The 24043-nt window shown below is 61.2% G+C and carries 26 protein-coding genes and 1 pseudogene; 16 read left to right on the forward strand and 11 right to left on the reverse strand.

All coding sequences use genetic code 11. The annotated features are described in order from the left end of the window. Positions 1-5: 5 nt before the first annotated feature. From urtD to ureG, 14 genes and pseudogenes are all read left to right on the forward strand, one after another. A complete protein-coding gene (gene urtD, locus ACZ9BX_RS00860) occupies positions 6-761 on the forward strand; it encodes an urea ABC transporter ATP-binding protein UrtD (RefSeq protein WP_476215051.1) in 756 nt (251 codons plus the stop codon). Between the two features lie 221 nt (positions 762-982). Further along, on the forward strand, positions 983-1678 hold the full coding sequence (urtE, locus tag ACZ9BX_RS00865; protein ID WP_476215052.1) for an urea ABC transporter ATP-binding subunit UrtE: 696 nt from the start codon (positions 983-985) through the stop codon (positions 1676-1678). 162 nt (positions 1679-1840) lie between these two features. Further along, entirely contained in the window at positions 1841-2662 is an 822-nt protein-coding gene (locus tag ACZ9BX_RS00870; RefSeq protein ID WP_476215054.1) for an urease accessory protein UreD, read from the forward strand. Between the two features lie 21 nt (positions 2663-2683). Continuing rightward, entirely contained in the window at positions 2684-2986 is a 303-nt protein-coding gene (locus tag ACZ9BX_RS00875) for an urease subunit gamma (RefSeq protein ID WP_024315673.1), read from the forward strand. A 10-nt stretch (positions 2987-2996) separates the two neighbouring features. Next, positions 2997-3251, forward strand: coding sequence for a DUF1272 domain-containing protein (locus ACZ9BX_RS00880; RefSeq protein ID WP_476215056.1), 255 nt, complete (start codon positions 2997-2999; stop codon positions 3249-3251). Positions 3252-3262: 11 nt separating this feature from the next. Continuing rightward, the gene (locus ACZ9BX_RS00885) at positions 3263-3568 is read left to right on the forward strand and encodes an urease subunit beta (RefSeq protein ID WP_022716977.1); all 306 of its coding nucleotides are present in this window, start codon (positions 3263-3265) and stop codon (positions 3566-3568) included. A 22-nt stretch (positions 3569-3590) separates the two neighbouring features. Next, on the forward strand, positions 3591-4004 hold the full coding sequence (locus tag ACZ9BX_RS00890; protein WP_476215058.1) for a lysozyme inhibitor LprI family protein: 414 nt from the start codon (positions 3591-3593) through the stop codon (positions 4002-4004). An 11-nt stretch (positions 4005-4015) separates the two neighbouring features. Then, entirely contained in the window at positions 4016-4639 is a 624-nt protein-coding gene (locus ACZ9BX_RS00895) for a Urease operon accessory protein (RefSeq protein ID WP_476219861.1), read from the forward strand. A 3-nt stretch (positions 4640-4642) separates the two neighbouring features. After that, positions 4643-6355 (forward strand): urease subunit alpha, encoded by a 1713-nt coding sequence (gene ureC / locus ACZ9BX_RS00900; RefSeq protein ID WP_476215059.1) that lies wholly within the window; start codon positions 4643-4645, stop codon positions 6353-6355. A 29-nt stretch (positions 6356-6384) separates the two neighbouring features. Then, positions 6385-7059: pseudogene (locus ACZ9BX_RS00905) on the forward strand (TIGR02117 family protein). A 351-nt stretch (positions 7060-7410) separates the two neighbouring features. After that, the gene (locus tag ACZ9BX_RS00910) at positions 7411-8277 is read left to right on the forward strand and encodes a GGDEF domain-containing protein (RefSeq protein ID WP_476215061.1); all 867 of its coding nucleotides are present in this window, start codon (positions 7411-7413) and stop codon (positions 8275-8277) included. A 79-nt stretch (positions 8278-8356) separates the two neighbouring features. Beyond that, positions 8357-8836, forward strand: coding sequence for an urease accessory protein UreE (gene ureE, locus ACZ9BX_RS00915; RefSeq protein ID WP_476215063.1), 480 nt, complete (start codon positions 8357-8359; stop codon positions 8834-8836). Positions 8837-8842: 6 nt separating this feature from the next. Further along, positions 8843-9514, forward strand: a complete 672-nt coding sequence (locus ACZ9BX_RS00920) for an urease accessory protein UreF (protein ID WP_476215065.1) — start codon at positions 8843-8845, stop codon at positions 9512-9514. A 76-nt stretch (positions 9515-9590) separates the two neighbouring features. Further along, complete coding sequence (ureG, locus tag ACZ9BX_RS00925) at positions 9591-10202, forward strand: urease accessory protein UreG (protein WP_132564130.1); 612 nt, start codon at positions 9591-9593, stop codon at positions 10200-10202. 42 nt (positions 10203-10244) lie between these two features. On the opposite strand, the gene ACZ9BX_RS00930 is transcribed toward ureG, so the two are convergent. After that, positions 10245-10559 carry a DUF930 domain-containing protein gene (locus tag ACZ9BX_RS00930; protein ID WP_476215068.1) on the reverse strand — a complete coding sequence of 105 codons (315 nt, stop codon included), beginning with the start codon at positions 10557-10559 and terminating at the stop codon, positions 10245-10247. A 2-nt stretch (positions 10560-10561) separates the two neighbouring features. Between ACZ9BX_RS00930 and ACZ9BX_RS00935 the strand changes: the two genes are divergently transcribed. Beyond that, a complete protein-coding gene (locus ACZ9BX_RS00935) occupies positions 10562-10879 on the forward strand; it encodes a hypothetical protein (RefSeq protein ID WP_476215070.1) in 318 nt (105 codons plus the stop codon). Between the two features lie 40 nt (positions 10880-10919). Here the strand turns inward: ACZ9BX_RS00935 and ACZ9BX_RS00940 are convergent, their stop codons facing one another. From ACZ9BX_RS00940 to ACZ9BX_RS00965, 6 genes are all read right to left on the reverse strand, one after another. Then, entirely contained in the window at positions 10920-14225 is a 3306-nt protein-coding gene (locus ACZ9BX_RS00940; protein ID WP_476215072.1) for an efflux RND transporter permease subunit, read from the reverse strand. A gap of 11 nt (positions 14226-14236) precedes the next feature. Then, a complete protein-coding gene (locus tag ACZ9BX_RS00945; protein ID WP_027510172.1) occupies positions 14237-15424 on the reverse strand; it encodes an efflux RND transporter periplasmic adaptor subunit in 1188 nt (395 codons plus the stop codon). A gap of 423 nt (positions 15425-15847) precedes the next feature. Continuing rightward, complete coding sequence (locus ACZ9BX_RS00950) at positions 15848-16819, reverse strand: ABC transporter substrate-binding protein (protein WP_476215075.1); 972 nt, start codon at positions 16817-16819, stop codon at positions 15848-15850. A 55-nt stretch (positions 16820-16874) separates the two neighbouring features. Then, positions 16875-18002 (reverse strand): ABC transporter permease, encoded by a 1128-nt coding sequence (locus tag ACZ9BX_RS00955; RefSeq protein WP_476215077.1) that lies wholly within the window; start codon positions 18000-18002, stop codon positions 16875-16877. Further along, positions 17999-18883 carry an ABC transporter permease gene (locus ACZ9BX_RS00960; protein WP_476215079.1) on the reverse strand — a complete coding sequence of 295 codons (885 nt, stop codon included), beginning with the start codon at positions 18881-18883 and terminating at the stop codon, positions 17999-18001. Before ACZ9BX_RS00960 ends, ACZ9BX_RS00955 begins: the two co-directional genes overlap by 4 nt. 225 nt (positions 18884-19108) lie before the next feature. Then, entirely contained in the window at positions 19109-19891 is a 783-nt protein-coding gene (locus ACZ9BX_RS00965) for an ABC transporter ATP-binding protein (protein WP_476215081.1), read from the reverse strand. Between the two features lie 99 nt (positions 19892-19990). Here ACZ9BX_RS00965 and ACZ9BX_RS00970 point away from each other — a divergent pair, with 99 nt between their 5' ends. Beyond that, on the forward strand, positions 19991-20404 hold the full coding sequence (locus ACZ9BX_RS00970; RefSeq protein ID WP_476215083.1) for a cupin domain-containing protein: 414 nt from the start codon (positions 19991-19993) through the stop codon (positions 20402-20404). 2 nt (positions 20405-20406) lie between these two features. On the opposite strand, the gene ACZ9BX_RS00975 is transcribed toward ACZ9BX_RS00970, so the two are convergent. Genes ACZ9BX_RS00975 through ACZ9BX_RS00990 form a run of 4 tightly spaced genes read right to left on the reverse strand, consistent with a single transcriptional unit; the run spans position 20407 to position 23786 of the window. Continuing rightward, the gene (locus ACZ9BX_RS00975; RefSeq protein WP_476215084.1) at positions 20407-20802 is read right to left on the reverse strand and encodes a hypothetical protein; all 396 of its coding nucleotides are present in this window, start codon (positions 20800-20802) and stop codon (positions 20407-20409) included. Between the two features lies 1 nt (position 20803). Then, positions 20804-22258, reverse strand: coding sequence for a dihydropyrimidinase (gene hydA, locus ACZ9BX_RS00980; protein ID WP_476215086.1), 1455 nt, complete (start codon positions 22256-22258; stop codon positions 20804-20806). Beyond that, the gene (locus ACZ9BX_RS00985) at positions 22255-22533 is read right to left on the reverse strand and encodes a hypothetical protein (RefSeq protein ID WP_476215088.1); all 279 of its coding nucleotides are present in this window, start codon (positions 22531-22533) and stop codon (positions 22255-22257) included. Before ACZ9BX_RS00985 ends, hydA begins: the two co-directional genes overlap by 4 nt. Beyond that, entirely contained in the window at positions 22533-23786 is a 1254-nt protein-coding gene (locus tag ACZ9BX_RS00990; protein WP_476215090.1) for a Zn-dependent hydrolase, read from the reverse strand. Before ACZ9BX_RS00990 ends, ACZ9BX_RS00985 begins: the two co-directional genes overlap by 1 nt. Positions 23787-24043 lie beyond the last annotated feature (257 nt).

Here is a 24043-nt window from a genome sequence, read left to right on the forward strand (position 1 = left end):
CAGTTATGATCCCGGATTTCAAACCCAACAGCGTGCTCTACCTCAACAATGTCTCGGTTTCCTTCGACGGCTTCAAGGCGCTGAACTCGCTTTCGATTGTGATCGAGCCCGGTGAGCTTCGCGCCATCATCGGCCCGAACGGCGCCGGCAAAACGACGATGATGGACATCATCACCGGCAAGACGCGGCCTGACGAGGGCGAGGTCTATTTCAACGGCGAGATCGATCTCACCAAAAAGGATGAAGCGGACATCGCCCAGCTCGGCATCGGCCGGAAATTCCAGAAGCCGACGGTGTTCGAAAGCCACACGGTCTGGGACAATCTGGAACTGGCGCTGAACCGTAAGCACGGCGTTTTTCCGACGCTCTTCTACCGCCTGTCTTCCGACGACAAGGTGCGCATCGAGGAAATCCTGGAAACCGTGCGATTGACGCATCGTCGCGACGAACTCGCGGCGAACCTCTCGCATGGCCAGAAGCAGTGGCTGGAGATCGGCATGCTGCTGGCGCAGGAGCCGAAGCTGCTGCTCGTCGACGAGCCGGTTGCCGGCATGACGGATGCCGAAACAGCCGAGACTGCGATACTGCTCCGGGAAATTGCCAGGAACCGCTCCGTCGTCGTCGTCGAACACGATATGGGCTTCATCCGCGATCTCGGCGTCAAGGTGACCTGCCTGGCGGAAGGCTCGGTGCTTGCGGAAGGGTCGATCGATTTCGTGAGTTCCGATCCGAAGGTGATCGAAAATTATTTGGGGCGGTGAGGGATGATCGATCTGTTTGTCGTTGGTGGGACTCTGACCCCTCCCCAAGCCATCCCCACAAGGGGGAGGGGCTTAACCGGGCCGTTCGGTCATCGCCATGATTGCCCCCTTTTGCATGAGTTGATGGGAAGCAAGACGGAAGCTCCGAGCCAGCTCCTCTCCCTTGTGGGGAGGGGCTGGGGAGGGGATCTTGTATCCGAAAAACGCCAGGAGACGGCATCATGCTGACAGTCGAAAACGCAAATCTCCACTATGGCGCCGCTCAGGCGCTGCGCGGCATCTCCATCAAGGCGGACATGGGCAAGATCACTTGCGTGCTGGGGCGGAACGGCGTGGGGAAGAGCTCTCTTCTCCGCGCCGTCACCGGCCAGCATCCGCTGTCGGCCGGAACAGTCAGCTTCAACGATGTGGCGCTCAACGGCCTGCCGCCTTACGCGCGTGCCAAGCAGGGCATCGGCTACGTGCCGCAGGGTCGTGAAATCTTCCCGCTGCTTACCGTCAAGGAAAACCTCGAAACCGGCTTTGCTCCGCTTGGCCGCCGCGACCGCAACATCCCCGACGACATCTTCAGTCTCTTCCCGGTGCTGAAGTCGATGTTGTCCCGTCGCGGCGGCGATCTTTCTGGCGGTCAGCAGCAGCAACTGGCGATCGGGCGGGCCATGGTGACGCGGCCGAAGATCCTTGTGCTGGACGAGCCGACCGAGGGCATTCAGCCGTCGATTATCAAGGATATCGGCCGGGCCATCCGCTATCTGCGCGACTCGACCGGTATGGCAATCCTGCTCGTCGAACAGTATCTCGATTTCTGCCGCGAGCTTGCCGACTACGTCTACATCATGGACCGCGGCGAGATCGTCCAGGACGGTTTGGCGGAGACGCTGGATACGGCCGAGGCGCGCCGCCACCTGACCGTTTGAGCGGCATATGCCGCATTCCAAGGCAGCTTCCATGTTCTGACCAAGCGTGCCCGCCATCGCTCCTCTAAGATCGGCAGGCGGCATAAAAATTGCTTGCTTTCAACTATTTGCCGGATTGAATGAGAACAGCCGGGCAAGCGGCGGAGGTGCCAAGGGAATGGAATGACGATCGTGGCCGCAATCATCAGACCGCAAAGGGCCGAGGGGCGGGGGCATCTGGCGGCAAAGCTGCTGGACGGGCGGGCGCGTATCCGCGAACTCTATCAGGAGGGTGCCGCCAAAATCCGTCTGCCGGAGACCTTCGATGCCTCCTTGGAAGCCGTCATCATCAATACCGCCGGCGGGCTGACCGGCGGCGACCGGATGAACTGGAGCGTCGTCGCAGGACCCGGAACACGCATCGATGTGACGACGCAGGCCTGCGAGAAGATCTACAAGGCATCCGCTGGAACGGCTGAAGTCACGACGACGATTGAGGCAGGCGCTGGATCTCGTGTCGACTGGCTGCCGCAGGAGACCATCCTGTTCGATCGCGCCTCGCTATTCCGCCGCCTCGACGTCGATCTCGACGAGACGGCGGAGTTCCTGGCTGTCGAGGCGATCCTGCTCGGCCGCAAGGCGATGGGCGAGGCGATGGAGACCGGGCTCTTTCGCGATCGCTGGCGCATCCGCCGCGCTGGCAGGCTGATCCATGCCGAGGAGTTGCGGCTTGACGGTGCCGTAAGCGCGCTGACTGCGCGCCAACCCATCCTCGGCGGGCAGGTGGCTTTTGCTACGTTGCTTTATACCGGTCCCCTCGCCGATAGCTATCTCGCGAAGGTGCGCCCCTTGCTCGACGACCACATGGCGGGCGCAAGCGCCTGGAACGGCAAGCTCGTCGTGCGCGCTGCAGCCGCTGACGGATTTGCCCTCAGAAAAGTCCTGATCCCGGTCATTTCCGCCTTGCGCAACGGAGCGCCTGTGCCGAAAGTCTGGAATCTCTAGTTTCAAGCAAGTGGATGGACGATGAACCTCACTCCGAGAGAAAAAGACAAGCTGCTCATCTCGATGGCGGCGATGGTGGCGCGGCGCCGGCTGGAACGCGGCGTGAAGCTCAATCATCCTGAGGCGATTGCGCTGATCACCGATTTCGTCGTGGAAGGCGCGCGTGACGGCCGGCCGGTCGCCGAGTTGATGGAAGCGGGGGCTCATGTCATCGGCCGGCATCAGGTGATGGAGGGCGTGGCCGAGATGATCCATGACGTGCAGGTGGAGGCGACTTTCCCGGACGGCACCAAGCTCGTCACCGTCCACGAACCGATTCGCTGAGGAGGCTCTGATGCTCGAACTTCGACCGAACTGCGAATGCTGTGACAAGGACCTGCCGCCGGAAAGCCGGGAGGCAATGATCTGCACCTTCGAGTGCACCTTCTGTGCCGATTGTGCGAGCGATGTGCTGCAGGGCCAATGCCCGAATTGCGACGGCGAGTTCACCCGCCGCCCGGTGCGTCCAGCAGCCATGCTGGCCAAATATCCGGCATCGACGAAACGTGTCGTGAAAGCCGAGGGCTGCGCGCCCGTGAAGGCGGCGTGAGGAGAGATAAGATGATCCCAGGCGAAATCATTGCCGCAAGCGGCGACATCGAACTGAACGCCGGCGCGCCGACCGTCACGATTGAAGTATCGAACACCGGCGACCGCCCCGTGCAGGTCGGCAGCCACTACCATTTTGCCGAAACGAATGCCGGCCTCTCCTTCGATCGCGACAAGGTGCAGGGCATGCGGCTCGACATCCCGGCGGGCACGGCCGTGCGTTTCGAGCCTGGCCAGACACGTTCCGTGACGCTGATCCCGCTTTCCGGCAAGCGCGAAGTTTACGGCTTTCGCCAGCTCGTGATGGGTAAGCTCTGAGAAGAAAAAACGGGAGGAATCGATGCGGTTGACCATGTACCTCGCCGGCGCCGCGGCAGGCTTGATGATGGCAGGCATCACGCAGGCCCAGGAGCCGGATTGCAAGAACCCGAAGACCCAGTTCGACATGACTTTCTGCGAGCAGTCACGATACGAGACGGCTGATATAGCGCTGAACGAGCAGTGGAAGAAGGCGCGTGCGGCGGTCGCGGCGACCGACAAGGATCTGGACGAGAAGGATCGCGGAGCCGAGAAAGCGCTGCTAACCGCGCAACGCGCCTGGATTTCCTATCGCGACGCCCAGTGCGAGGCTTTCGGCTTCCAGGCGCGCGGCGGCACGATGGAGCCTATGCTGGTCGCGGGTTGCCTTGCCAACTTGACCGATGAACGCACCAAGCAGCTCAAAGAGCTTTCCGACGCGATGGGGCTAAGGTGAGCCGCAAGATCATGATCATCGGCAATGGGGAAATCGGTGAGACAGGTGCGGCGGCAATCGCAGCCGCGGACTTCGTCATCCGTTTCAACGAATGCCGCTCCTTTGTCGTAAGTCCCGGCCGCACCGACGTCGTGGCCGTCTGCAACACCGGACGCCCGGCCAAGGCGATGCTGGGTTCGGACGCGTGGCGGAGCCACCCGGCCGTCACGGAGGCTTCGGAAATTTGGAGCGTCCGCGATCCCGAAAAATTTGCTGCGCTGCGTGCGCCGCTTGCCGTTTCGCATCCTGAACTCGGCGACTTCTGCGACGATTATACGAGTCAGTTCAACGCCTTCTGCGCGGAAGCTGGCAAGCAGCATGTAGTTGTTGAGAAAGTGATTCATGAAGCGGTCGATAACGCCCTGGCGACCTTTGATCCCGCACCCTACGTCGTTCCGAGCAGCGGCATGATCGCGATTGCCGAGACCTTCAGCAGGTTTCCGAAAGCCGAGATCGGCCTTGCCGGCTTCAGTCATACCGGCTGGGAGTGGCACCCCTTCGCCGCCGAAAGGCAGCTCGTCGACAGCTATATCGCAGATGGCCGGCTGACACGCTATGCAGCCGAACCGCCTCTTTCTTCCTCCCAAGGAGCCTGACATATGCCCCACAAGATTTCCCGCGCTGCCTATGCCAGCATGTTTGGTCCGACCATCGGCGACAAGGTCCGGCTTGCCGATACCGAGCTTTTCATCGAGGTCGAAAAGGATTTCACCACCTACGGCGAAGAGGTGAAGTTCGGCGGCGGCAAGGTGATCCGCGACGGCATGGGGCAGAGCCAGGTGACGCGCGCCAACGGGGCGGTCGATACCGTCATCACCAATGCGGTGATCGTCGATCATACCGGCATCGTGAAGGCCGATATCGGCCTCAAGGACGGACGGATCGTCGCGATCGGCAAGGCCGGCAATCCGGACACCCAGCCGGGCGTCAACATCATCGTCGGTCCGGGCACCGAAGCGATCGCGGGCGAGGGCAAGATCGTGACAGCCGGCGGGATGGACTGCCACATCCATTTCATCTGCCCGCAGCAGATCGAGGAAGCGCTGATGAGCGGGCTTACTTGCATGCTCGGCGGCGGCACCGGCCCCGCCCATGGTACGCTGGCGACGACCTGCACGCCAGGCCCGTGGCACCTCGCCCGGATGATCGAGGCGGCCGACGCGTTTCCGATGAACCTCGCCTTCGCCGGCAAGGGCAATGCCTCGCTGCCCGGCGCGCTTGAGGAAATGGTGCTCGCCGGCGCCACCTCGCTGAAGCTGCACGAGGACTGGGGCACGACGCCGGGCGCGATCGACTGCTGCCTGACGGTTGCCGATCAGTACGACGTGCAGGTGATGATCCACACCGACACGCTGAACGAGAGCGGCTTCGTCGAGGATACGATCGGCGCCATCAGGGGCCGCACGATCCATGCCTTCCACACGGAAGGCGCAGGCGGCGGCCACGCGCCGGACATCATCAAGATCTGCGGTCAGTCGAACGTCATTCCGTCGTCGACGAACCCGACACGGCCCTACACGGTCAACACGATCGCCGAGCACCTCGATATGCTGATGGTCTGCCATCATCTTTCGCCGTCGATCCCGGAAGACATCGCTTTTGCCGAGAGCCGCATCCGCAAAGAGACGATCGCGGCGGAAGACATTCTCCACGATATCGGCGCCTTCTCGATCATCTCCTCGGACAGCCAGGCTATGGGCCGTGTCGGCGAGGTGGCGATCCGCACCTGGCAGACGGCCGACAAGATGAAGCGCCAGCGCGGACGCTTGAAGGAAGAGAAGGGCGACAATGACAATTTCCGCGTCCGCCGTTACATCGCCAAATACACGATCAACCCGGCGATTGCGCACGGCCTTTCTCATGAGATCGGCTCCGTCGAAGTCGGCAAGCGCGCGGACCTCGTCATCTGGAATCCGGCCTTCTTCGGCGTGAAGCCGGACATGGTGCTGCTCGGCGGTTCGATCGCCGCAGCACCTATGGGCGATCCGAATGCCTCGATCCCGACACCGCAGCCGGTGCATTACCGACCGATGTTTGCCTCATACGGCAAGAGCTTGACCAACTCATCCGTCACTTTCGTTTCGCAGGCGTCGCTCGACGCCGGGCTGAAGGGCAAGCTCGGCGTCGCCAAGAACCTCGTCGCGGTCAAGAATACCCGCGGCGGCATCTCCAAGGCGTCGATGATCCACAACAGCCTCACGCCGCATATCGAGGTCGATCCGGAGACCTACGAGGTGCGCGCCGACGGCGAACTGCTTACCTGCGAACCGGCAACCGTGCTGCCGATGGCGCAGCGTTATTTCCTGTTCTGAGAAATCGCCCAGGTGCACGGAGAATTCTGATGAAAGGGGGCGTCCGCTGGCTATTGCGTGCTGTGGCCCTTCTGATCCTGTCGGGGGCGAGCGGGACCGTCATCCCCTGACCGCTGGTCCATCCTGTCCAGGCGTCTTCCGGCGGGAATGCTTCGCTGCGAATCCTCATGCTGTCAGGCCCCATTCACACAGACATTGCCATTCCACTCGATGACAGGGCAAGGAAGGCGTTCCCTTTCCTTGAAAGCGCGGGCATTCCGGTCAGGGATCCGGCGGCACAATGGCTGATTTTCGGCTGGGGCGGCCGCGCCTTCTATCTTGAAACTCCGACCTGGGGAGACCTTAAGCCGTTGCCGGTACTGCGGGCGCTAACGATCGACAGTTCCGTCCTGCACGTAGATGTCGCGGGGTGTATTTCCGAAACGCATCCATCCGTTTCAGCATTCAATCTCGGCGGCAATCAGTTCGAGCGGTTGCTCGATTTCATTTCGAACAGCTTTGCAGGTCAGGTGGGCGAGGCGGTGCCGATTCCGGGTGCAGCTTACGGAATGTTCGACCGTTTCTTCGAGGCGAACGGCTATTTCAACGCCTTGCTGGGTTGCAACACCTGGACTGCTGCCGCTCTGCGTTCCGTGGGGCTGCGGACGGGCATGTGGAATCCTGTCCCGCAGGCATTGACCTCATCTCTTGGTCTCCACAATTGAACTGCCGGCCGTGTTGCCAAGGGTACCGTCGCAGCTTGCTAGTCTTAAAGTAGCTATCAACCTCGCTCTTCTATCGGTTGTGAAAAACGGCAAAATATTCTGAAGAGGAAGATTGCTACGACCCAAGTGCCCGGAATGTTTTAAAGTCCTAATGATCTTTTCTTTTCAGCCTTTTGACCTCGTTTTTGTGATTGTTTATTCCTCTCCAAGCGGCCTGCATCGAGCGCGCGAAAACATCACAACATTAAATAGCATAAACCCGTTTCAATTTTAACGATCTGCTTAAGACCCCGGCAGGAGTTGAGCACTAATCAGGTATTTCATGCGACGCCGAGCTGGAGGTCGATTCTCATGAGGAGCTGGATTTTTCTCCAGGCTGAACTTGGCAATTTTCACCATCGCGGTACGATCTTCAGTTTCGCGCTGAAGATGAGTTTTGCCGCCGTTATCCTGTCGATCCTGTTGATCCTCGTGGTGATGCCGCCGCTTGCCTTCCTTGGTGTGCTGCCGTTCACGCTCGCTCTCTCCATCAGCTACAGCATCGCGCTGTCCTGGCTCCTTAGTGGCATTGTCTGCGGTATCCTTTCGCTGATTGTCGGTCATGCCATGCATCAGCTGACGGTATCGCGTGCGGCGTTCGAAAAGCTCAGCCGCACCGATACGCTGTCCGGGCTGTTGAACCGCCGTGCGTTTACGGAGGCGCTCGACAATATCGATGACCGCGCCTCGCTGGCGATCTTCGATGTCGACCGCTTCAAGGCGATCAACGACCGTTTCGGCCATACCTGCGGCGACGCCGTCATCATCGCGGTTTCCGCAATTCTCGCCTCGGCATTCGACGGTTCTTCGGTCGTTGCGCGTCTCGGCGGCGAGGAGTTCGGCGTCATCGTTTCAGGCGGTGACGTTGAAGAGCGGCTGCAGAAGATCGAAGCCGTGAAGGCGCAGATTGCCCGACGGCCGATCGCTGCCGACGGCTGCGACATATCGATCACTATTTCGGCCGGCATTGCCGATCTTCTGCCCGGGCGCAGCAAGGAGGCCGTTTATGCGTCCGCCGACAAGGCGCTTTATCTGGCAAAGGCGCTCGGCCGCAACCGCGTCGTTCACGAGAGGAACGCCCTGCACCACGCATGGCATCATCATCTGGTCGAGGGAGGTCTCGGGGTCCAGGGCGCGGTGCCAGATTACGATGACACGCAGCGTGCCTACGGGATATAACTGTTTCGCAAAGCGCATTGGTGCTTGCGCCGCCAAGCGCTATTTTGCATGGTCGTGATCTCACAGAAACGGACATCACATGCAGCGCGTTACCTCCTATCTTCCGGCCGGAACCCCGTCTTCCAATCCCATTGGCAAGGTCGTCCTGCCACATGATCTGAGGCATCTGCGCCGTAAACTTTTGCATCTCGAAAACGGCGACATGGTCATGCTCGACCTGAAGGAACCGGTGCTGTTTGCAAGCGGTGACATGCTGGTCCTCGAGGACGGCGAACTCATCGAAATCCAGGCCGCGGACGAAAAGCTTTTCGAGATCAAGGGCCGGGACCGGCTGCATCTCATCGAGCTTGCCTGGCATCTCGGCAACCGCCATCTCGGTGCGCAGATCGAAGAGGAACGCATCCTGATCCTTCGCGACCATGTGATCCGGTCGATGCTCGAAGGGCTCGGCGCGACTGTCAGCGAAGTCACCGAGCCATTCCAGCCCGCCCGCGGCGCCTACCATTCCCATGGCAGTCACTCGCATGGGCACGATCACGGCCACCACGCGCATGACTAAACCGCAATGAGCGGGAGCGGCGACCTACAGGGCTTGCTGCGCCTCATGGCATGGCTCTCGCCGGCCTTTCCGGTCGGCTCGTTCGCCTATTCCGGCGGCCTCGAGCGCGCCGTCCATGACAGGCTCGTCACCGATGCGGCCTCGCTGGACGGATGGATCGAAACACTGGTTTCCCACGGGAGCATCTGGAACGATGCCGTGCTCTTTGCAGCGAGCTGGCGGATGCAATCGGATGCAGCGGAGCTTGCGGAGCTTGCCGCCTTGGCGGAGGCCTTTGCTGGGTCGCGGGAGCGCCATCAGGAGACCATGCTGCTCGGCGACGCCTTTCTGGCGGCGGCACGCGCCTGGCCCGATACCGTCTTCGATCGGCTGCCGCGGGCCGCTGCCTATCCCGTTGCCGTCGGCGCAGCCGCCAGCGCTCATGGCATAGCGCTTCAAAAGGCACTCGCGGCCTTCCTGCATGCTTATGTCTCGCAGTCAGTCTCGGCCGGCATCCGGCTCGGCGTTGCCGGACAGAAGGACGGCGTCGCCATCCTGGCGCGGTTGGAAGAGGCGATCGCCGCGACTGCGCATAGGGCCTCCTGTTCGACGCTCGACGATCTGGGTTCGGCGGCGATTCAGGCGGATATCGCCTCGCTACGGCATGAGACGCAGACGACGAGGCTCTTCCGCTCCTGACGGGAGCATCTGCGGTATTTGCCGGTGGCAGAGCCGCTCTCCGGGCGCTATCATCTGCCGAATTGGAGTGTGACATATGAAATCGAGAAACGGACCTCTTCGTGTGGGCATCGGCGGACCTGTCGGCTCCGGAAAGACGGCGCTGACGGAGAAGCTCTGCAAGGCGATGCGCGACGATTATTCCGTCGCCGTCGTCACCAACGACATCTACACGATCGAGGATGCCGAAGCGCTGATGCGCATGCAGGCGCTGCCGTCGGACCGTATCGTTGGCGTGGAAACCGGCGGTTGCCCGCATACGGCAATCCGCGAGGACGCGACAATCAATCTGCAGGCGATCGCCGGTCTCAATGAGCGTATTCCGGATCTCGATATCGTTTTCATCGAGTCCGGCGGCGACAATCTGGCAGCGACGTTTTCGCCCGATCTGGCCGATATCACCATCTATGTAATCTCCGTTTGCCAAGGCGAAGAAATCCCTCGCAAGGGCGGGCCGGGCATCACCAAATCGGACCTGCTGGTGATCAACAAGAAGGACCTCGCACCCTATGTCGGCGCCGATCTTGAGGTCATGGACCGCGACGCGGCGCGCATGCGCGACAGGCGCCCGTTCGTCTTCTCCGACATGAAGCGCGGCGACGGCATCGGCCCGATCGTCAGCTTCTTGAAGGAGCAGGGTGGGCTCTGACGGTAGATTCGTCACTCAGAAAGGCCCGAGGACGCGACAGCGTTAGTCAGCCTGGCCGTCATCCGCGGGCAGGAAACGCGTCTCCCACTCGCTTTCCGGAATTTCTTCACCCACTGAAACCTCGAATGCGACGATCTTCTCGATATTCGGAGAGGCCTCGCATTTGAATTTGATGTTGTACCAATGGCGGTTGCTTCGAAACGCGCCGCCTTCGGCTTGAAGGGTCAGGCCGGAGAGCTTCGTATCCGCCATAGCGTAAGCGACCAGGAAATCCGGCTTGAATTCGGCCTTCCATCTATGGACCTGCTCCATCGCTTCGATATTGCAGAGTTGAACAATGCGTTCGCCGGTTGCCACCTGTGCGCTTCCACAGCAGGCGGTTTCGTTTCCCCATCGACCGATGGAGACGTCAGAAGCTCGACGGTTATGCTTTCTTCCAACGGCGAAAGCTGCTGGCGCCCGGCTGGAAAGAAGGCAAGCCCGATGACGGCGGCGATATGGAATGCGAGCGCAACCGCAGTGCTTCGCCAGGCCATTTTGTCGTCGTGCCGAAAAGTCCCCAGGTTCTCTGCGACAATCGAAATCTGGAAGACCCGCTGCTAAAAATATCTTTGAAAAGGAAACCCGTTCACAACGGCCGTTGCGCGCAGCTTTCAATTCCAATTCCACATAAATGAAAGACCGGGTTCGACCCGGCCTCTAAACACTCGCGTAACCTCACTCCGCCGCAAAGGGCGGCAGGCGGAGCACGTTCTTGTCGTTGGCATTGGCGCTCTTGCGCTTGCCTTCCGGATTCTCGATCGCTTCCACCCGTTCCGAGAGAGAGCCGATGGCTTCCGTCAGTTCCTGGCGGGACATTGCCAGCTCTTCCTGATCCTTCTTGCCCACGAGGCGGCCGAAGAGCCAGCGGAGCAGGAGCGAGAGATCGTCCATGATCAGGAAGAAGGATGGCACGACGACCAGCGACAGCACTGTCGAGACGATGATGCCGCCGATCACGGCGATCGCCATCGGCGCGCGGAACGAGCCGCCTTCGCCGACGCCGAGTGCCGAGGGCAGCATGCCTGCCGACATGGCGATCGAGGTCATGATGATTGGCTGGGCGCGCTTGCGGCCGGCCTCCACCATGGCTTCGACGCGCTCCATGCCCCGGCGGCGCATCTCGATCGCGAAGTCGACGAGCAGGATGGCGTTCTTCGTCACGATGCCCATCAGCATCAGGTTGCCGATCAGAACCGGCATCGAGAGCGGATTGTTGGTGATGATCAGAGCAACCGCCACGCCGCCGATAGCCAGCGGCAGCGAGAACAGGATGGTGAACGGCTGGATCACATCCTTGAAGAGCAGGATCAGGACGGCCAGAACCATCATCAGGCCCATCAGCATCGCGTTGACGAAGCTCTGCTGCATTTCCTTCTGGACCTTTGTGTCGCCGCTTTCAGCAAGCTGCACGGTCGACGGGATAGGGGTGTCCTTGACGATCTGCAGGAAGCGCGCCGATGCCGTGTCGAGAGCCACGCCTTGCGGCAGGTCGGAGCCGATCGCGACGACGCGATTGCGGTTGTTGCGCTTGACGGAGCTCGCACCTTCCGAATAGTCGATGTCAGCCACGGTCGAGAGCGGAACGATCGCGCCGCTCGCCGTCTGGATCTTCAGCGCGCGGATGGCGGCAAGATCGCGCCGCATATCGAGCGCGGTCTGAACCCGGATCGGGATCTGGCGGTCGTCGAGATTGATCTTGGCGAGCGCCGCATCAATGTCGCCGATCGTGGCGACGCGGATCGTATCGGAGATCTGCTCCGGCGTGATGCCGAGGCGGGCAGCCTGGTCCTTGCGCGGACGAACCTGCAGTTCCGGACGCGGCAGGGCGCCTTCGGCGCTGACGTTTGCCAGCAGCGGATCGGCACGCAGCTTCGATTCCAGAAGGCCGACTGCTTCGTTCAGGTCCTTCTCGTTCTTGGAGAGGAAGTTGAACGACAGGTCGCGCTCGCCGCGGTCGTTGAGCTTCAGGATTCGAACGTCCGGAATATCCTTCACCTTGGCGAAGACTTCCTTTTCGATATCCCATTGTGGACGCTCGCGGCCATGAACCTCGACCTTTGGCAGGTAGGGGCCGATGACCGGGAAGGAGCCGAAGACATCGTTGACAACTCTCTTCACCAGCGAGTGGTCCAGCTTGAAGAGCGTGAGTGTGATCGTTGCGCGGCGCAGTTCGAGATCGCCTTTGGGCGAGGCGCCGCCGAGAACGAAGACGCTTTCGACGCCGTTGATGTCCTTGACCCTGTTATAGATCGCGTTGGAGGTCTGTTCGGTGTCTTCGAGCTTCGCATTCGGCGGCAACTCGACGGAGAGCACGATACGCGAGGCGTCTTCCGGCGGCAGGAAGCTGCCGGGAACCTGGGCAAGCAGCGCGACCGAGCCGACCAGGAAGCCGATCGCCGCAAACAGCGTCGCATAGCGCGACCACCAGTGGCCGGTCGTGGCACGCACGAGACGCGTATAGCCGCGGAAGAAGAGGCCGTCATTGTCGTGATGGTCGTCCTGGCCGTCCTGGGCGCGCATCAAGTAAGCCGCCATCATCGGCGTGATGAGGCGTGCCACGACGAGCGAGAAGAACACCGAGAAGGCGACCGTCAGGCCGAACTGGATGAAGTACTGGCCGGGAATGCCCGGCATGAACGACACCGGCACGAAGACGGCGATGATCGTGAACGTCGTGGCGATGACGGCGAGGCCGATTTCGTCCGCCGCTTCGATCGCAGCCCGATAGGGTGTCTTGCCCATCTTGATGTGCCGGGCGATGTTCTCGATTTCCACGATCGCATCGTCGACGAGAATACCTGTCGCGAGCGTGAGGGCGAGGAAGCTGACGAGGTTCAGCGAGAAGCCCATCAGGTCCATGATCCAGAAGGTCGGGATCGCCGACAGGGGGAGAGCGATCGCCGAAATCAGCGTCGCGCGCCAGTTCTTCAGGAACAGGAACACGACGACAACCGCCAGCAGCGCACCTTCCATCAAAGTGTGGAGGGCCGCTTCATAGTTGCCGTAGGTAAAATAGACGGAATCGTTGATCAGTTCGATGCCGACATTCGGGTTTTCCGCGCGCACCTTGTCGAGGCTTTGCGCCACCGTTTCGGCGACACTGACTTCGCTGGCGCCCTTAGCGCGGAAGACACCAAAGGTAACGACGGGCGTATCGTCGAAGCGCGAGAAGGACTTCGGCTCCTGATAGGTGTCCTTGATGGCGCCGAGCTCGGCGAGCTTGACGAAGCGGCCGTTCGGCAGCGCGATCGTCGTATTGGCGAGTTCCGCGACATTGCGGGCGTCGCCGAGAACGCGGATCGCCTGCTCGCTGCCGGCCACCTGACCGCGCCCGGAACCGAGGTCGACGTTGGTGCCGTGCAGCTGCTGGTTCACGCTGGCGGCGGTGATGCCGTAGGCGTTCAGCTTGTCGGGGTTGAGCTCGATGCGCACTTCGCGGTCGGCGCCGCCGTAGCGATCCACACGGCCGATGCCGGCCTGGCCCTGCAGGGCGCGCTTGATCGTGTCATCGACGAACCAGGAGAGTTCCTCGAGCGTCATGTCCGGCGAGGAGACTGCAAAGGTCTGGATTGCCTGGCCTTCGACGTCGACCTTGGCGACGATCGGTTCCTCGACATTGGCCGGAAGATCGCTGCGGATGCGGTCGATCGCGTCCTTGGTGTCCTGGACTGCCTGCTCCGTCGGCACTTCCATGCGGAACATCACGTTGGTTTGCGACTGGCCGTCGGTGACCGTAGACTGGATTTCGTCGATGCCGTTGATCGAGGCGACGGCGTCTTCGATCTCCTTTGTCACCTGCATTTCGAGTTCGGCAGGCGAAGCGCCGCTCTGCGTCACGGTGATCGAGACGAGCGGCACGTCAATGTTCGGGAAGCGCGTGATCGGCAGCTTATAGAAGGACTGAATGCCGACAAAAAGCAGCAAAGCGAAAAGCAGCAGCGGCGCTACGGGATTTCGGATGGACCAGGCTGAAAAGTTCATCGAGCCGTCTCTCAGTTGGAAGCAGCGGGCTGTTCGCGAACCGGCGTAATGCGGTCACCGTCGCGCACATAGGCGCCGGCCTTGGCGACGACTTCGTCGCCGTCCTTCAGGCCCTTCACGATCTCAATATAGGCGCCGTCCTGGATGCCGGTCTCCACTTTGGCGAATCTCACAACTCCGTCTTCGACCCTGCGGGCGGACGAGCCTTCGCTGCTCGTCAGGACCGCCGAAAGCGGCAAAGCCACGTTCTCGGCCGTTCTCATGATAATTTCGGCGCTGCCGTACATGCCGGAGCGCGCCTTCCTGTCATCATCGATCAGAATATGGACGAGGCCAAGGCGCGTCGTCGGATCGACGGTCGGCGAAACGAGACGTACGGAACCAGAAAGCTTGTCGCGGCTGCCGGCAAGCGAGATCGTCGCCTTCTGGCCCGGTTCGATTTTGATGATATCGCTCTCGCCGACCTCGGCGACCAGTTCGATGTCGTTGTCGCGGATGACGGTGAAGAGCGGATCGCCCGAGCCAAGGGCGATCGCGCCGACCTTGGCGTTCTTCGCCGAAACCGTACCTGCAACCGGCGTCCTCACATCGGTGCGGGCAAGCCTCAAGTCCGTGTCGGCGATCTGGCTGTCGACAACCTTGAGATCCGCCTGGGCAACCATGATAGCCTGTTCGGCAGATTTCACGCGGGCATTGGCCGAAGCGGCGGTGGCATCCGCCTGTTCCACAGTCGCAGTGGACACCGTGCCCTTCTTTACCATTTCCCGCGCGCGGGCCTGCTGCTGGCGGGCCTGCTCGGCATTCGCCTCTGCTTCGACCAATTGTGCCCGCAACTGCGCGAGCGTCGCCTCGCCCTTTGCTTTCGTTGCCTCCATCTGGCTCTTCTGCAGGAGCAGCGCGTCGTCATTCAGTGTCGCAAGCGTGCTGTCTGCCGCAACCTTGTCGCCGACATCGGCATTCAACGCGCGGATCGAAAGGCCCTCGACCTGCGGCTGGATATAGACTTCCTCGACCGGCTTCACTGTGCCGGTCGCCACCACGCGGTCAACGAGCGCGCGCGTCTTGGCGGTGGTCACGACGATTGCCGGCAGGTTCTGCTGTGGCGTCGTGGTTGCAGTTTCCTGCGCGAAGGCGGGAGATATCGCGAGCGCGGCGATCAGAAGGGTGGAGGCGCGTAGTATTGTCAGCGTGCGTGCCATGGGTCGTCATCCAAATATTTGACATAATAAGCCAAAATCGCGCGTTGTCCCTCAGCTCGCGAAGTGGCCATTTCGTCTCTGTGTTCTCAGAGGTATTCCCGCATTATTCGCCGTCTCTATTACAGAGAAGTGTCTCCTCCGGCAAATCCGGCCTGTAAATGGTAGCGATTTGCTCAATATGCAAGACCGGCAGAATATAATTCCCCTATCCGACATATTAATTACCCCTTATGTCTAGATCAATCACCGTATGGTTATGGGCGCATTCCGATCATTGATCGCAGCCGTGTATTGCCGGTACATTACAATGACGTGCGAGCTTCCGCCGATGCGACATTCCCCTGCAAATTTTTTGCGGTGGTTTTAAGGAATAGAAAACGCGCGGATTTCGCCGCGCGTTTCCATTTTCGGAATTGGGTGGAATTACTTCGCAGCCGCGTCCGTGATGTCGTGCGTCCAGGCGCCGGTAGGCTCCTTGTTGATGATCTTCTGGTCGAGAAGAGCCTTGGCCGTGCGATCGTAGAGCGCCGTGTCGAGCTTGCCGGTGCCGTCGCCGATCAGCTTGGCGACTTCGCCCATCATGCGCTTCTGGTGGTTCTCGTCCTGGCCGCCGGCATCGACGACGATTTCGGCTGCTTCATCCGGATTTTCTGTCGAGTATTTCCAGCCCTTCATCGACGCCTTGACGAACTTGACCATCTTTTCCTTGAAGGCCGGGTCCTTGAGCTTGTCTTCCAGCGCATAGAGGCCGTCTTCGAGAAGATCGTTACCCATTTCCGTGTAGTTGAAGACGATCAGCTCTTCCGGCTTGAAGCCCGCATCGATCGCCTGCCAGTATTCATTGTAGGTCATGACGGAGATGCAGTCTGCCTGCTTCTGGAGCAGCGGCTGCACGTCGAAGCTCTGCTTCAGGACGGTCACGCCATCAGGGCCGCCGTCGGTCTTCAGGCCGATCTTGTTCATCCAGGCGAAGAACGGATACTCGTTGCCAAAGAACCAGACACCGAGGGTGCGGCCCTTGAAGTCGGCTTCGGTTTTCACCGGGCCGTCCTTGCGGCAGATCATTTCCATGCCCGACTTCTGGAAGGGCTGGGCGATGTTGACGAGCGGCACGCCCTTTTCGCGGGCAACCAGCGCGCCACCCATCCAGTCGACGATCACATCGGCGCCGCCGCCGGCGATGACCTGTTCGGGCGCAATATCCGGGCCGCCCGGCTTGATATCAACGTCGAGGCCCTCTTCCTCGTAATAGCCCTTCTCCTTGGCGACGTAATAGCCGGCGAACTGGCTCTGGGTAACCCATTTCAGCTGCAGGGTCACCTTGTCGGCAGCCATTGCATGGGCTGCGGCGAGCGACATTGCGCTTGCCATCATTGCAACCATCAGTTTTTTCATTTTCTTTTCCCTCTGAAGTTATGCCCCAATCCCATTTGCGGGAATAAAGCGACGTCTAGCCACCACGGATAGACGGATGCCAGAAAGTCACCGCCCTTTCGGCGAGGGCGACGGCCCCATAGAAGATCGAGCCCGCCAGCGCCGCAACGGCGATTTCAGCCCAGACCATGTCGACATTCATGCGGCCGATCTCGGTGGAGATGCGGAAGCCCATACCGACGATCGGCGTTCCGAAGAATTCCGCAACGATGGCACCAATCAGCGCCAGCGTCGAGTTGATCTTCAGTGCGTTGAAAATGAAAGGCATGGCGGCGGGAATCCGAAGCTTCAGCAGCGTCTGCCAGTAGTTGGAGGCATAGGTGCGCATCAGGTCGCGCTCCATGTTGCCCGAGGCGGCCAGTCCCGCGACGGTATTCACCAGCATCGGGAAGAAGGTCATGATGATGACGACGGCAGCCTTCGACGGCCAGTCGAAGCCGAACCACATGACCATGATCGGCGCCACGCCGATGATCGGCAGCGCCGAGACCATATTGCCGATCGGCAGCAGGCCGCGGCGCAGGAACGCCACGCGATCGGCCAGGATCGCGACGATGAAGCCGCTGGCGCAGCCGACGGAGTAGCCAATCAGCACGGCCTTGAAGATCGTCTGGCGCACGTCGTCGCCGAGGATCGTCAGCGATCCCGCGATGCGGGCGCCGATGGCGCTTGGCGGCGGCAGGAGCACGAAAGGGATGCCCGCGCCGCGGGTCGCCGTTTCCCAGAGGATGAGGATCCAGGCGCCGAAGATCGCCGGGATCAGCAGGCGCAGGAACGAGCTTGCGAAATTCGAGGCAGGGTTGAGCTTGGAAAGCACGGTGACGCAGCGCCAAGCGAGCAGCCAGCAGGCGGCGATCAGAAGGAAGAAGGACTTCGCCGCCATGCCCTCGTTGCCGGCTATGCCGGAGAGCAGCATCCAGGCGGCTTCATGGGTGCCGATCAGCAGAACGGTCGCGGAATAGAGCCCCGGCAGGGGTGCCATGGAAATGAGGGCGGATGCCGCGACGATAACCATGACAAGCATCACCGTTTCATCGCTGAAGGGGTGGGGCGCGCCTTCGCTGAGGAGCGGTAGCGAGAGCAGCGCCACTGCGCAGAGAAAAAGCGCGATCACCGCCTGCCAGGAGACACCCAGGTTCTTCATGCCGGTCTCCCGCCCATGGCGCGATCAACGATCTTGGCCACGAGGCCGACGATCGCGACAAGCGTGGCCGCCAGTACCGAGCCCGCCACGAGTGCCGCCCAGATATCGATCGTCTGGCTGTAGTAGGAACCGGCGAGAAGCTTCGAACCGATGCCGGCGACGGCGCCGGTCGGAAGTTCGCCGACGATTGCGCCGACGAGACTTGCGGCGATCGCCACCTTCATCGATGTAAAGAGGAACGGGATCGAGGCCGGGACACGCAGCTTCCAGAAGGTCTGCAATGCGGTCGCATTATAGGTGCGCATCAGGTCGAGATGCATGATCTCCGGCGAGCGCAGGCCCTTTACCATGCCAACGGCGACGGGGAAGAAGGAGAGATAGGTCGAGATCAGCGCCTTCGGAATCAGGCCGGTGATGTTGATTGCGCCGAGCACCACGATGACCATCGGCGCGATCGCCAGGATCGGCACCGTCTGCGATGCGATGATCCACGGCATCAGGCTGCGGTCGAGCGTCTTGATATGCACGATGCCGACGGCGATTGCGATGCCGAGCAGGGTTCCGAGCGCAAAGCCGACGACGGTGGAGGACAGCGTTACGCCGGCATGATAGACTAGGCTGCGATTGCTGGAGAGTTTTCGCAGGAAGGTGTTCTCGAAGACGCTGTTCGCCACCTGATGCGGCGCCGGCAGGATCGGCTTCGGCTGCGAGAGCGTCTTGCCGATGAATTCCATCGTGGCGGGGGTAACGTTGCCGCGCTGGTCCATGTCGCGCTGGAAGGGCGCGTTCATGAAAACCGCCGCGACATACCAGAAGACGACGAGCGCCAGCAGGATCGTCAGGACGGGGATGACTTTGTCCTTGAGGGTGTCGGGGGTCATGGGCATGCCCTCCCGGTGCCGAGTATGCCGGCAGCCCCCTCTGTCTTGCCGGACATCTCCCCAACAAGGGGGGAGATTGGGTCGGGGCCGGCTCCTCGCTCCTCATTTGCGTCGCGCAAGGACGAACCTATGTCGTTTGGCGAGACCAGAACGGCACAGTGATCTCCCCCCTTGTTGGGGAGATGCCCGGCAGGGCAGAGGGGGGTGGCGAAGGAACGCAAATCCCTACTCCTCATAGCTATGCCCCGCTCTCAGCCCCTCACGCACGCGGTGGGCGATTTCCAGGAATTCCGGGGTTTCGCGGATGTCGAGCGGGCGTTCGGCGGGAAGCGTGGAGTCGATCACGTCGGTGACGCGGCCGGGGCGCGGGGACATGACGATGATCTTCGTGGAGAGATAGACGGCTTCGGGGATCGAATGGGTGACGAAGCAGATCGTCTTGTTGGTGCGCGACCAGAGCTTCAAAAGCTCTTCGTTCAGGTGGTCGCGGACGATTTCGTCGAGTGCGCCGAAGGGTTCGTCCATCAGCAACAGGTCGGCATCGAAGGCGAGCGCGCGTGCGATCGACGCGCGCTGCTGCATGCCGCCGGAAAGCTGCCAGGGGAACTTTTTCTCGAAGCCGGCAAGGTTGACGAGATCGAGCGCCCCGGCGATGCGCTTCTTCCGGTCTGAGGCGGCATAGCCCATGATTTCGAGGGGGAGCGCGATGTTCTTCTCGATCGTCCGCCAGGGGTAGAGCGCCGGCGCCTGGAAGACGTAGCCATAGGCGCGTGCCTTGCGGGCTTCATCCGGCGTCATGCCGTTGACGGTGATTTCGCCCGATGTCCTCTTCTCCAGATCGGCGATGACGCGCAGGAACGTCGTCTTGCCGCAGCCCGACGGACCGATGAAGGAGACGAAGTCGCCCTTGCGGACATCGAGATTGACATCGCTCAGCGCATGCACCGGGCCGTCATTCGTCTGGTAGGTGAGACAGAGATCCTTTGCGGATACGACGGATGCTTGCATCGATGCTTTACCAGTCCTGTTTTCCCCGCGTCGCCGCGGTTTGCGTGCTATGATGATCGCCGGTTTTCTTTGCCGCGGCAAAATTCATGGAGAATGACGATGGACGCGAAGTCAAAGCCCACCTGCCACATCATTCGCCCCAGCCACGCCTATAGCGGCAAGCAGGGGCTGAGCTACTTCGAAGGCATCGCCGCCGAGACGGTCGGCGCGAAGGGCATCTGCATGCATCTTTTGACAATCCCGCCGGGCGTTCGCGCCAAGGCGCATCTGCACGAGGCGCATGAAACGGCGATCTACATGCTCTCCGGCGAAGCGCATACCTGGTATGGCGAAGAGCTGGAGCATCATGTCGTTGTCCATGCCGGCGAGCTGTTCTACATTCCGGCGGGCGTCCCGCACCTGCCCGCCAATCTCAGCAGCACGCCTTGCACGGCGATCATCGCGCGCACCGATCCCAATGAGCAGGAGAGCGTCGTCCTGCTGCCCGAACTCGACGAGATCGTGCCGGCGTGAGGCTATTTGCATAGCGGCAGAGGCCCCCACTTGATCGTGTCGTCTGAGGTGAAGCCGATCGTGTAACCCTTTGGCCCGGAAGTGATCTTGGCGGTATCGTCGCCTTCGCCTTCTTCTCCATCGGCCTGTTCTCCCTCGGCCTGGCAGGAAACGGTTGCGGTGAAGTTCTTGCCTTCGGTGGTCGGGACCTTCTTGATCTCGCAATAGGAGGCAGCCGTGGTGATCGCCTCCGAAGTCAGCAGAAAGAAGTCGTCGGAGCCGGTGCTCTCGCCGCTCTTGGCATAGGCGCAGCCGTCCTTGTTGCCGTAACTGCCTTTCATCGGCAGCGTTTCGGCTTGAGCCGCGGTGGAAAGCGCGGCCAGCGAAACGAGTGTCAGAACCAGCCAGCCGCGTGCCATGTCAGACCCCGCTTGCCGGAATGCCGGTGCGTTCGACCTTGCGCGGGGCGGTGACTTCCTTCCAGGTCGATAGCGCCTTGCTGACGGCTGTGACCGGTTCGCGCTTGACGAATTCGCCGTGGCCCTCTTGCGTCTTGATTATGTCCTCTTCAATGGCGACCACGCCTCGCGTCAGCGTGTAGCGCGGCAGGCCGGTGACCTGCTTGCCCTCAAAGACGTTGTAGTCGATGGCCGACTGCTGGTTTTTCGAGGTGATGGTCTTTGCGCGCTTCGGGTCCCAGACGACGAGGTCCGCGTCGGCACCCACAAGGATCGCGCCTTTCTTTGGGTAGATATTGAGGATCTTGGCGATGTTCGTGGAGGTGACGGCGACGAACTCGTTCATCGTCAGGCGGCCGGTATTGACGCCGTAGGTCCAGAGCATCGGCATGCGGTCTTCCAGGCCGCCGGTGCCATTCGGGATCTTGGTGAAATCGCCGACGCCGAAACGCTTCTGGTCGGTGGTGAAAGCGCAATGGTCGGTCGCCACCACCTGCAGCGAACCGGAAGCAAGGCCGGCCCAGAGGCTGTCCTGATGCTGCTTGTTGCGGAAGGGCGGCGACATGACGCGGCGGGCGGCATGATCCCAATCCTTGTTGAAATATTCGCTCTCATCGAGAGTCAGGTGCTGGATCAGCGGCTCGCCGTAGGCGCGGATACCTTTTTGGCGGGCGCGGCGGATCGCTTCGTGCGCCTGTTCGCAGGAGGTGTGGACGATATAGACCGGGCAGCCGGCCATGTCGGCGATCATGATTGCGCGGTTGGTTGCCTCGCCTTCGACTTCTGGCGGCCGGGAATAGGCATGCGCTTCCGGGCCATTATTGCCCTCGGCCATCAGCTTTGCCTGCAATTGCGCAACGACGTCGCCGTTTTCGGCGTGGACCAGCGGCAGCGCTCCGAGTTCGGCACAGCGGCGGAAGGAGGAATACATCTCGTCGTCGTCCACCATCAGCGCGCCTTTGTAGGCCATGAAATGCTTGAAGGTGTTGATGCCCTTGTCCTCGACGACGGTCTTCATCTCGTTGAAGACCTGCTCGCTCCACCAGGTGATCGCCATATGGAAGGAATAATCGCAATTGGCGCGCGTCGACTTGTTGTCCCACATGGTCAGCGCTTCGAGCAGCGACTGGCCGGGCGAGGGAAGAGCAAAATCGACCACCATGGTCGTGCCGCCGGAAAGGGCGGCACGTGTACCGCTCTCGAAATCGTCGGACGAGTAGGTGCCCATGAACGGCATTTCGAGATGCGTATGCGGGTCGATACCGCCCGGCATGATGAAACAGCCGGAGGCGTCCAGCACCTCGGCGCCGGAAAGGTTCGGCCCGATCTCGACGATCTTGCCGCCTCCGATTTCGATGTCGGCTTTGTAGGTGAGGTCGGCAGTAATAATGGTGCCGCCCTTGATGACTGTGGTCATTCTCCGAACTCCCTGCCGCTGCGCGGTGCCTGCGCAAGCTGTTTATCCAACGACTGGCGGTAGCGGATGCAGCCGCGCATGAACTGGGGCCAATCCGGCACGATCTGGCCGCCGGGCGGTGGATCCGGCAGAAGCTCCCACATGTCGGGGTGATGCCAACAGAGCTCGTGCATGGACGTATCCCGGTGGGTGCGGATCGCATGGCGCATGGCGCGGGCTGCCGAGAGCAATTCGGCATGCGTCATTGCGTTCAGATCTGCATCCAAATTCGCCATCAAACCACAATCTCCGCCGTCTCGACCACGGCATGAAACAGCACGTCCGCACCGGCGGTCGCCCATTCCTTGGAAATCTCCTCCGCCTCGTTGTGCGACAGGCCGCCGACGCAGGGGCACATGATCATCGTCGTGGGCGCGACCTTCGCGGCCCAGCAGGCGTCGTGGCCGGCGCCGGAAATGAGGTTCATGTGGCTGTAGCCGAGCCTTTCGGCGGCGTTGCGCACGGCGGTAACAAGCTTCGGATCGAAGGTCACCGGTTCGAAATGGCCGATCGCCTCGATCGAACAGCCGACGCCCAGCGCATCGGTAATCTTCGGCGCCTCGGCTTCGATTTTCGCCCGCATGCGGTCGAGTTTTTCCTTGTCCGGTGAGCGGATGTCGACGGTAAAGACGACCTTGCCCGGCAGCACGTTGCGGGAGTTCGGCGAGAAGAAAACCTGGCCGACGCCGCCGACGGCACCCGGCTGCTCGCTCATGGCGACCTCCTGGACCATCTCGAAGATGCGCGCCATAGCCAGACCGGCATTGACGCGCATGTTCATTGGCGTTGAGCCGGTATGGGCTTCCCTGCCGGTCAACGTGAGTTCGAGCCACCAGAGGCCCTGACAGTGCGTGACGACGCCGATCTGCTTCTCATCGGCTTCGAGGATCGGTCCCTGCTCGATGTGATATTCGAAATAGGCGTGCATCTTGCGGGCGCCGACCTCTTCGTCTCCGAGCCAGCCGATACGCTTCAGTTCGTCGCCGAACGTCTTGCCCTCAGGATCCTTGCGACCATAGGCAAAGTCCAGCGAATGGACGCCGGCGAAGACGCCGGAGGCAAGCATCGCCGGGGCGAAACGGGCCCCTTCCTCATTGGTCCAGTTGGTGACGACGATCGGGTGTTTCGTCCTGATGCCGAGATCGTTCATCGTGCGGACGACTTCGAGCGCGCCAAGCACGCCGAGTACGCCATCATATTTGCCGCCGGTCGGCTGGGTGTCGAGATGCGAGCCGACATAAACGGGGAGCGCATCGGGGTCGGTGCCGGGACGGGTTGCGAACATCGTGCCCATCTTGTCGACGCTTACGGTCAGGCCTGCGGCCTCGCACCATGTGCGGAAGAGGCTGCGGCCCTCGGCGTCGGCGTCCGTCAGCGTCTGGCGGTTGTTGCCGCCGGCAATTCCGGGACCGATCTTCGCCATGTCCATGAGACTGCCCCAGAGTCGGTCCCCGTTGACGCGCATGTTCTCACCTGGTGCTGCCACCATGTCTGAAAATCCTCACCTGTTTTTCACGGTCATGCAAAGAACATGCGCCGTCTGTTCCCATCGTCAATTCCCGATGCGTTTGTTTGTTTTGTTACGCCGGAAAATCGCCAGTTGCCTTTGTTTTGCATCTGACGGATAATTTGACCGATTGGTAAACATTACAGCTTCCGGCGCCGGGCTCAAGACGAAAATCAGGAAAAATACAGACAAAATTGCGGGCAGTTGCTCAAAAGGATGGCAGGGAGAGCTGCCTGAGT

The organism is Rhizobium sp. USDA 3886 (genome assembly GCF_056279785.1).

Bases quoted from the DNA above. Each gene is read 5' to 3' on its own strand.
- urtD (WP_476215051.1), top strand. From the start codon at position 6: ATGATCCCGGATTTCAAACCCAACAGCGTGCTCTACCTCAACAATGTC.
- urtE (WP_476215052.1), top strand. From the start codon at position 983: ATGCTGACAGTCGAAAACGCAAATCTCCACTATGGCGCCGCTCAGGCG.
- ACZ9BX_RS00870 (WP_476215054.1), top strand. From the start codon at position 1,841: ATGACGATCGTGGCCGCAATCATCAGACCGCAAAGGGCCGAGGGGCGG.
- ACZ9BX_RS00875 (WP_024315673.1), top strand. From the start codon at position 2,684: ATGAACCTCACTCCGAGAGAAAAAGACAAGCTGCTCATCTCGATGGCG.
- ACZ9BX_RS00880 (WP_476215056.1), top strand. From the start codon at position 2,997: ATGCTCGAACTTCGACCGAACTGCGAATGCTGTGACAAGGACCTGCCG.
- ACZ9BX_RS00885 (WP_022716977.1), top strand. From the start codon at position 3,263: ATGATCCCAGGCGAAATCATTGCCGCAAGCGGCGACATCGAACTGAAC.
- ACZ9BX_RS00890 (WP_476215058.1), top strand. From the start codon at position 3,591: ATGCGGTTGACCATGTACCTCGCCGGCGCCGCGGCAGGCTTGATGATG.
- ACZ9BX_RS00895 (WP_476219861.1), top strand. From the start codon at position 4,016: ATGATCATCGGCAATGGGGAAATCGGTGAGACAGGTGCGGCGGCAATC.
- ureC (WP_476215059.1), top strand. From the start codon at position 4,643: ATGCCCCACAAGATTTCCCGCGCTGCCTATGCCAGCATGTTTGGTCCG.
- ACZ9BX_RS00910 (WP_476215061.1), top strand. From the start codon at position 7,411: ATGAGGAGCTGGATTTTTCTCCAGGCTGAACTTGGCAATTTTCACCAT.
- ureE (WP_476215063.1), top strand. From the start codon at position 8,357: ATGCAGCGCGTTACCTCCTATCTTCCGGCCGGAACCCCGTCTTCCAAT.
- ACZ9BX_RS00920 (WP_476215065.1), top strand. From the start codon at position 8,843: ATGAGCGGGAGCGGCGACCTACAGGGCTTGCTGCGCCTCATGGCATGG.
- ureG (WP_132564130.1), top strand. From the start codon at position 9,591: ATGAAATCGAGAAACGGACCTCTTCGTGTGGGCATCGGCGGACCTGTC.
- ACZ9BX_RS00940 (WP_476215072.1), bottom strand. From the start codon at position 14,225: ATGAACTTTTCAGCCTGGTCCATCCGAAATCCCGTAGCGCCGCTGCTG.
- ACZ9BX_RS00945 (WP_027510172.1), bottom strand. From the start codon at position 15,424: ATGGCACGCACGCTGACAATACTACGCGCCTCCACCCTTCTGATCGCC.
- ACZ9BX_RS00950 (WP_476215075.1), bottom strand. From the start codon at position 16,819: ATGAAAAAACTGATGGTTGCAATGATGGCAAGCGCAATGTCGCTCGCC.
- ACZ9BX_RS00955 (WP_476215077.1), bottom strand. From the start codon at position 18,002: ATGAAGAACCTGGGTGTCTCCTGGCAGGCGGTGATCGCGCTTTTTCTC.
- ACZ9BX_RS00960 (WP_476215079.1), bottom strand. From the start codon at position 18,883: ATGACCCCCGACACCCTCAAGGACAAAGTCATCCCCGTCCTGACGATC.
- ACZ9BX_RS00965 (WP_476215081.1), bottom strand. From the start codon at position 19,891: ATGCAAGCATCCGTCGTATCCGCAAAGGATCTCTGTCTCACCTACCAG.
- ACZ9BX_RS00970 (WP_476215083.1), top strand. From the start codon at position 19,991: ATGGACGCGAAGTCAAAGCCCACCTGCCACATCATTCGCCCCAGCCAC.
- ACZ9BX_RS00975 (WP_476215084.1), bottom strand. From the start codon at position 20,802: ATGGCACGCGGCTGGCTGGTTCTGACACTCGTTTCGCTGGCCGCGCTT.
- hydA (WP_476215086.1), bottom strand. From the start codon at position 22,258: ATGACCACAGTCATCAAGGGCGGCACCATTATTACTGCCGACCTCACC.
- ACZ9BX_RS00985 (WP_476215088.1), bottom strand. From the start codon at position 22,533: ATGGCGAATTTGGATGCAGATCTGAACGCAATGACGCATGCCGAATTG.
- ACZ9BX_RS00990 (WP_476215090.1), bottom strand. From the start codon at position 23,786: ATGGTGGCAGCACCAGGTGAGAACATGCGCGTCAACGGGGACCGACTC.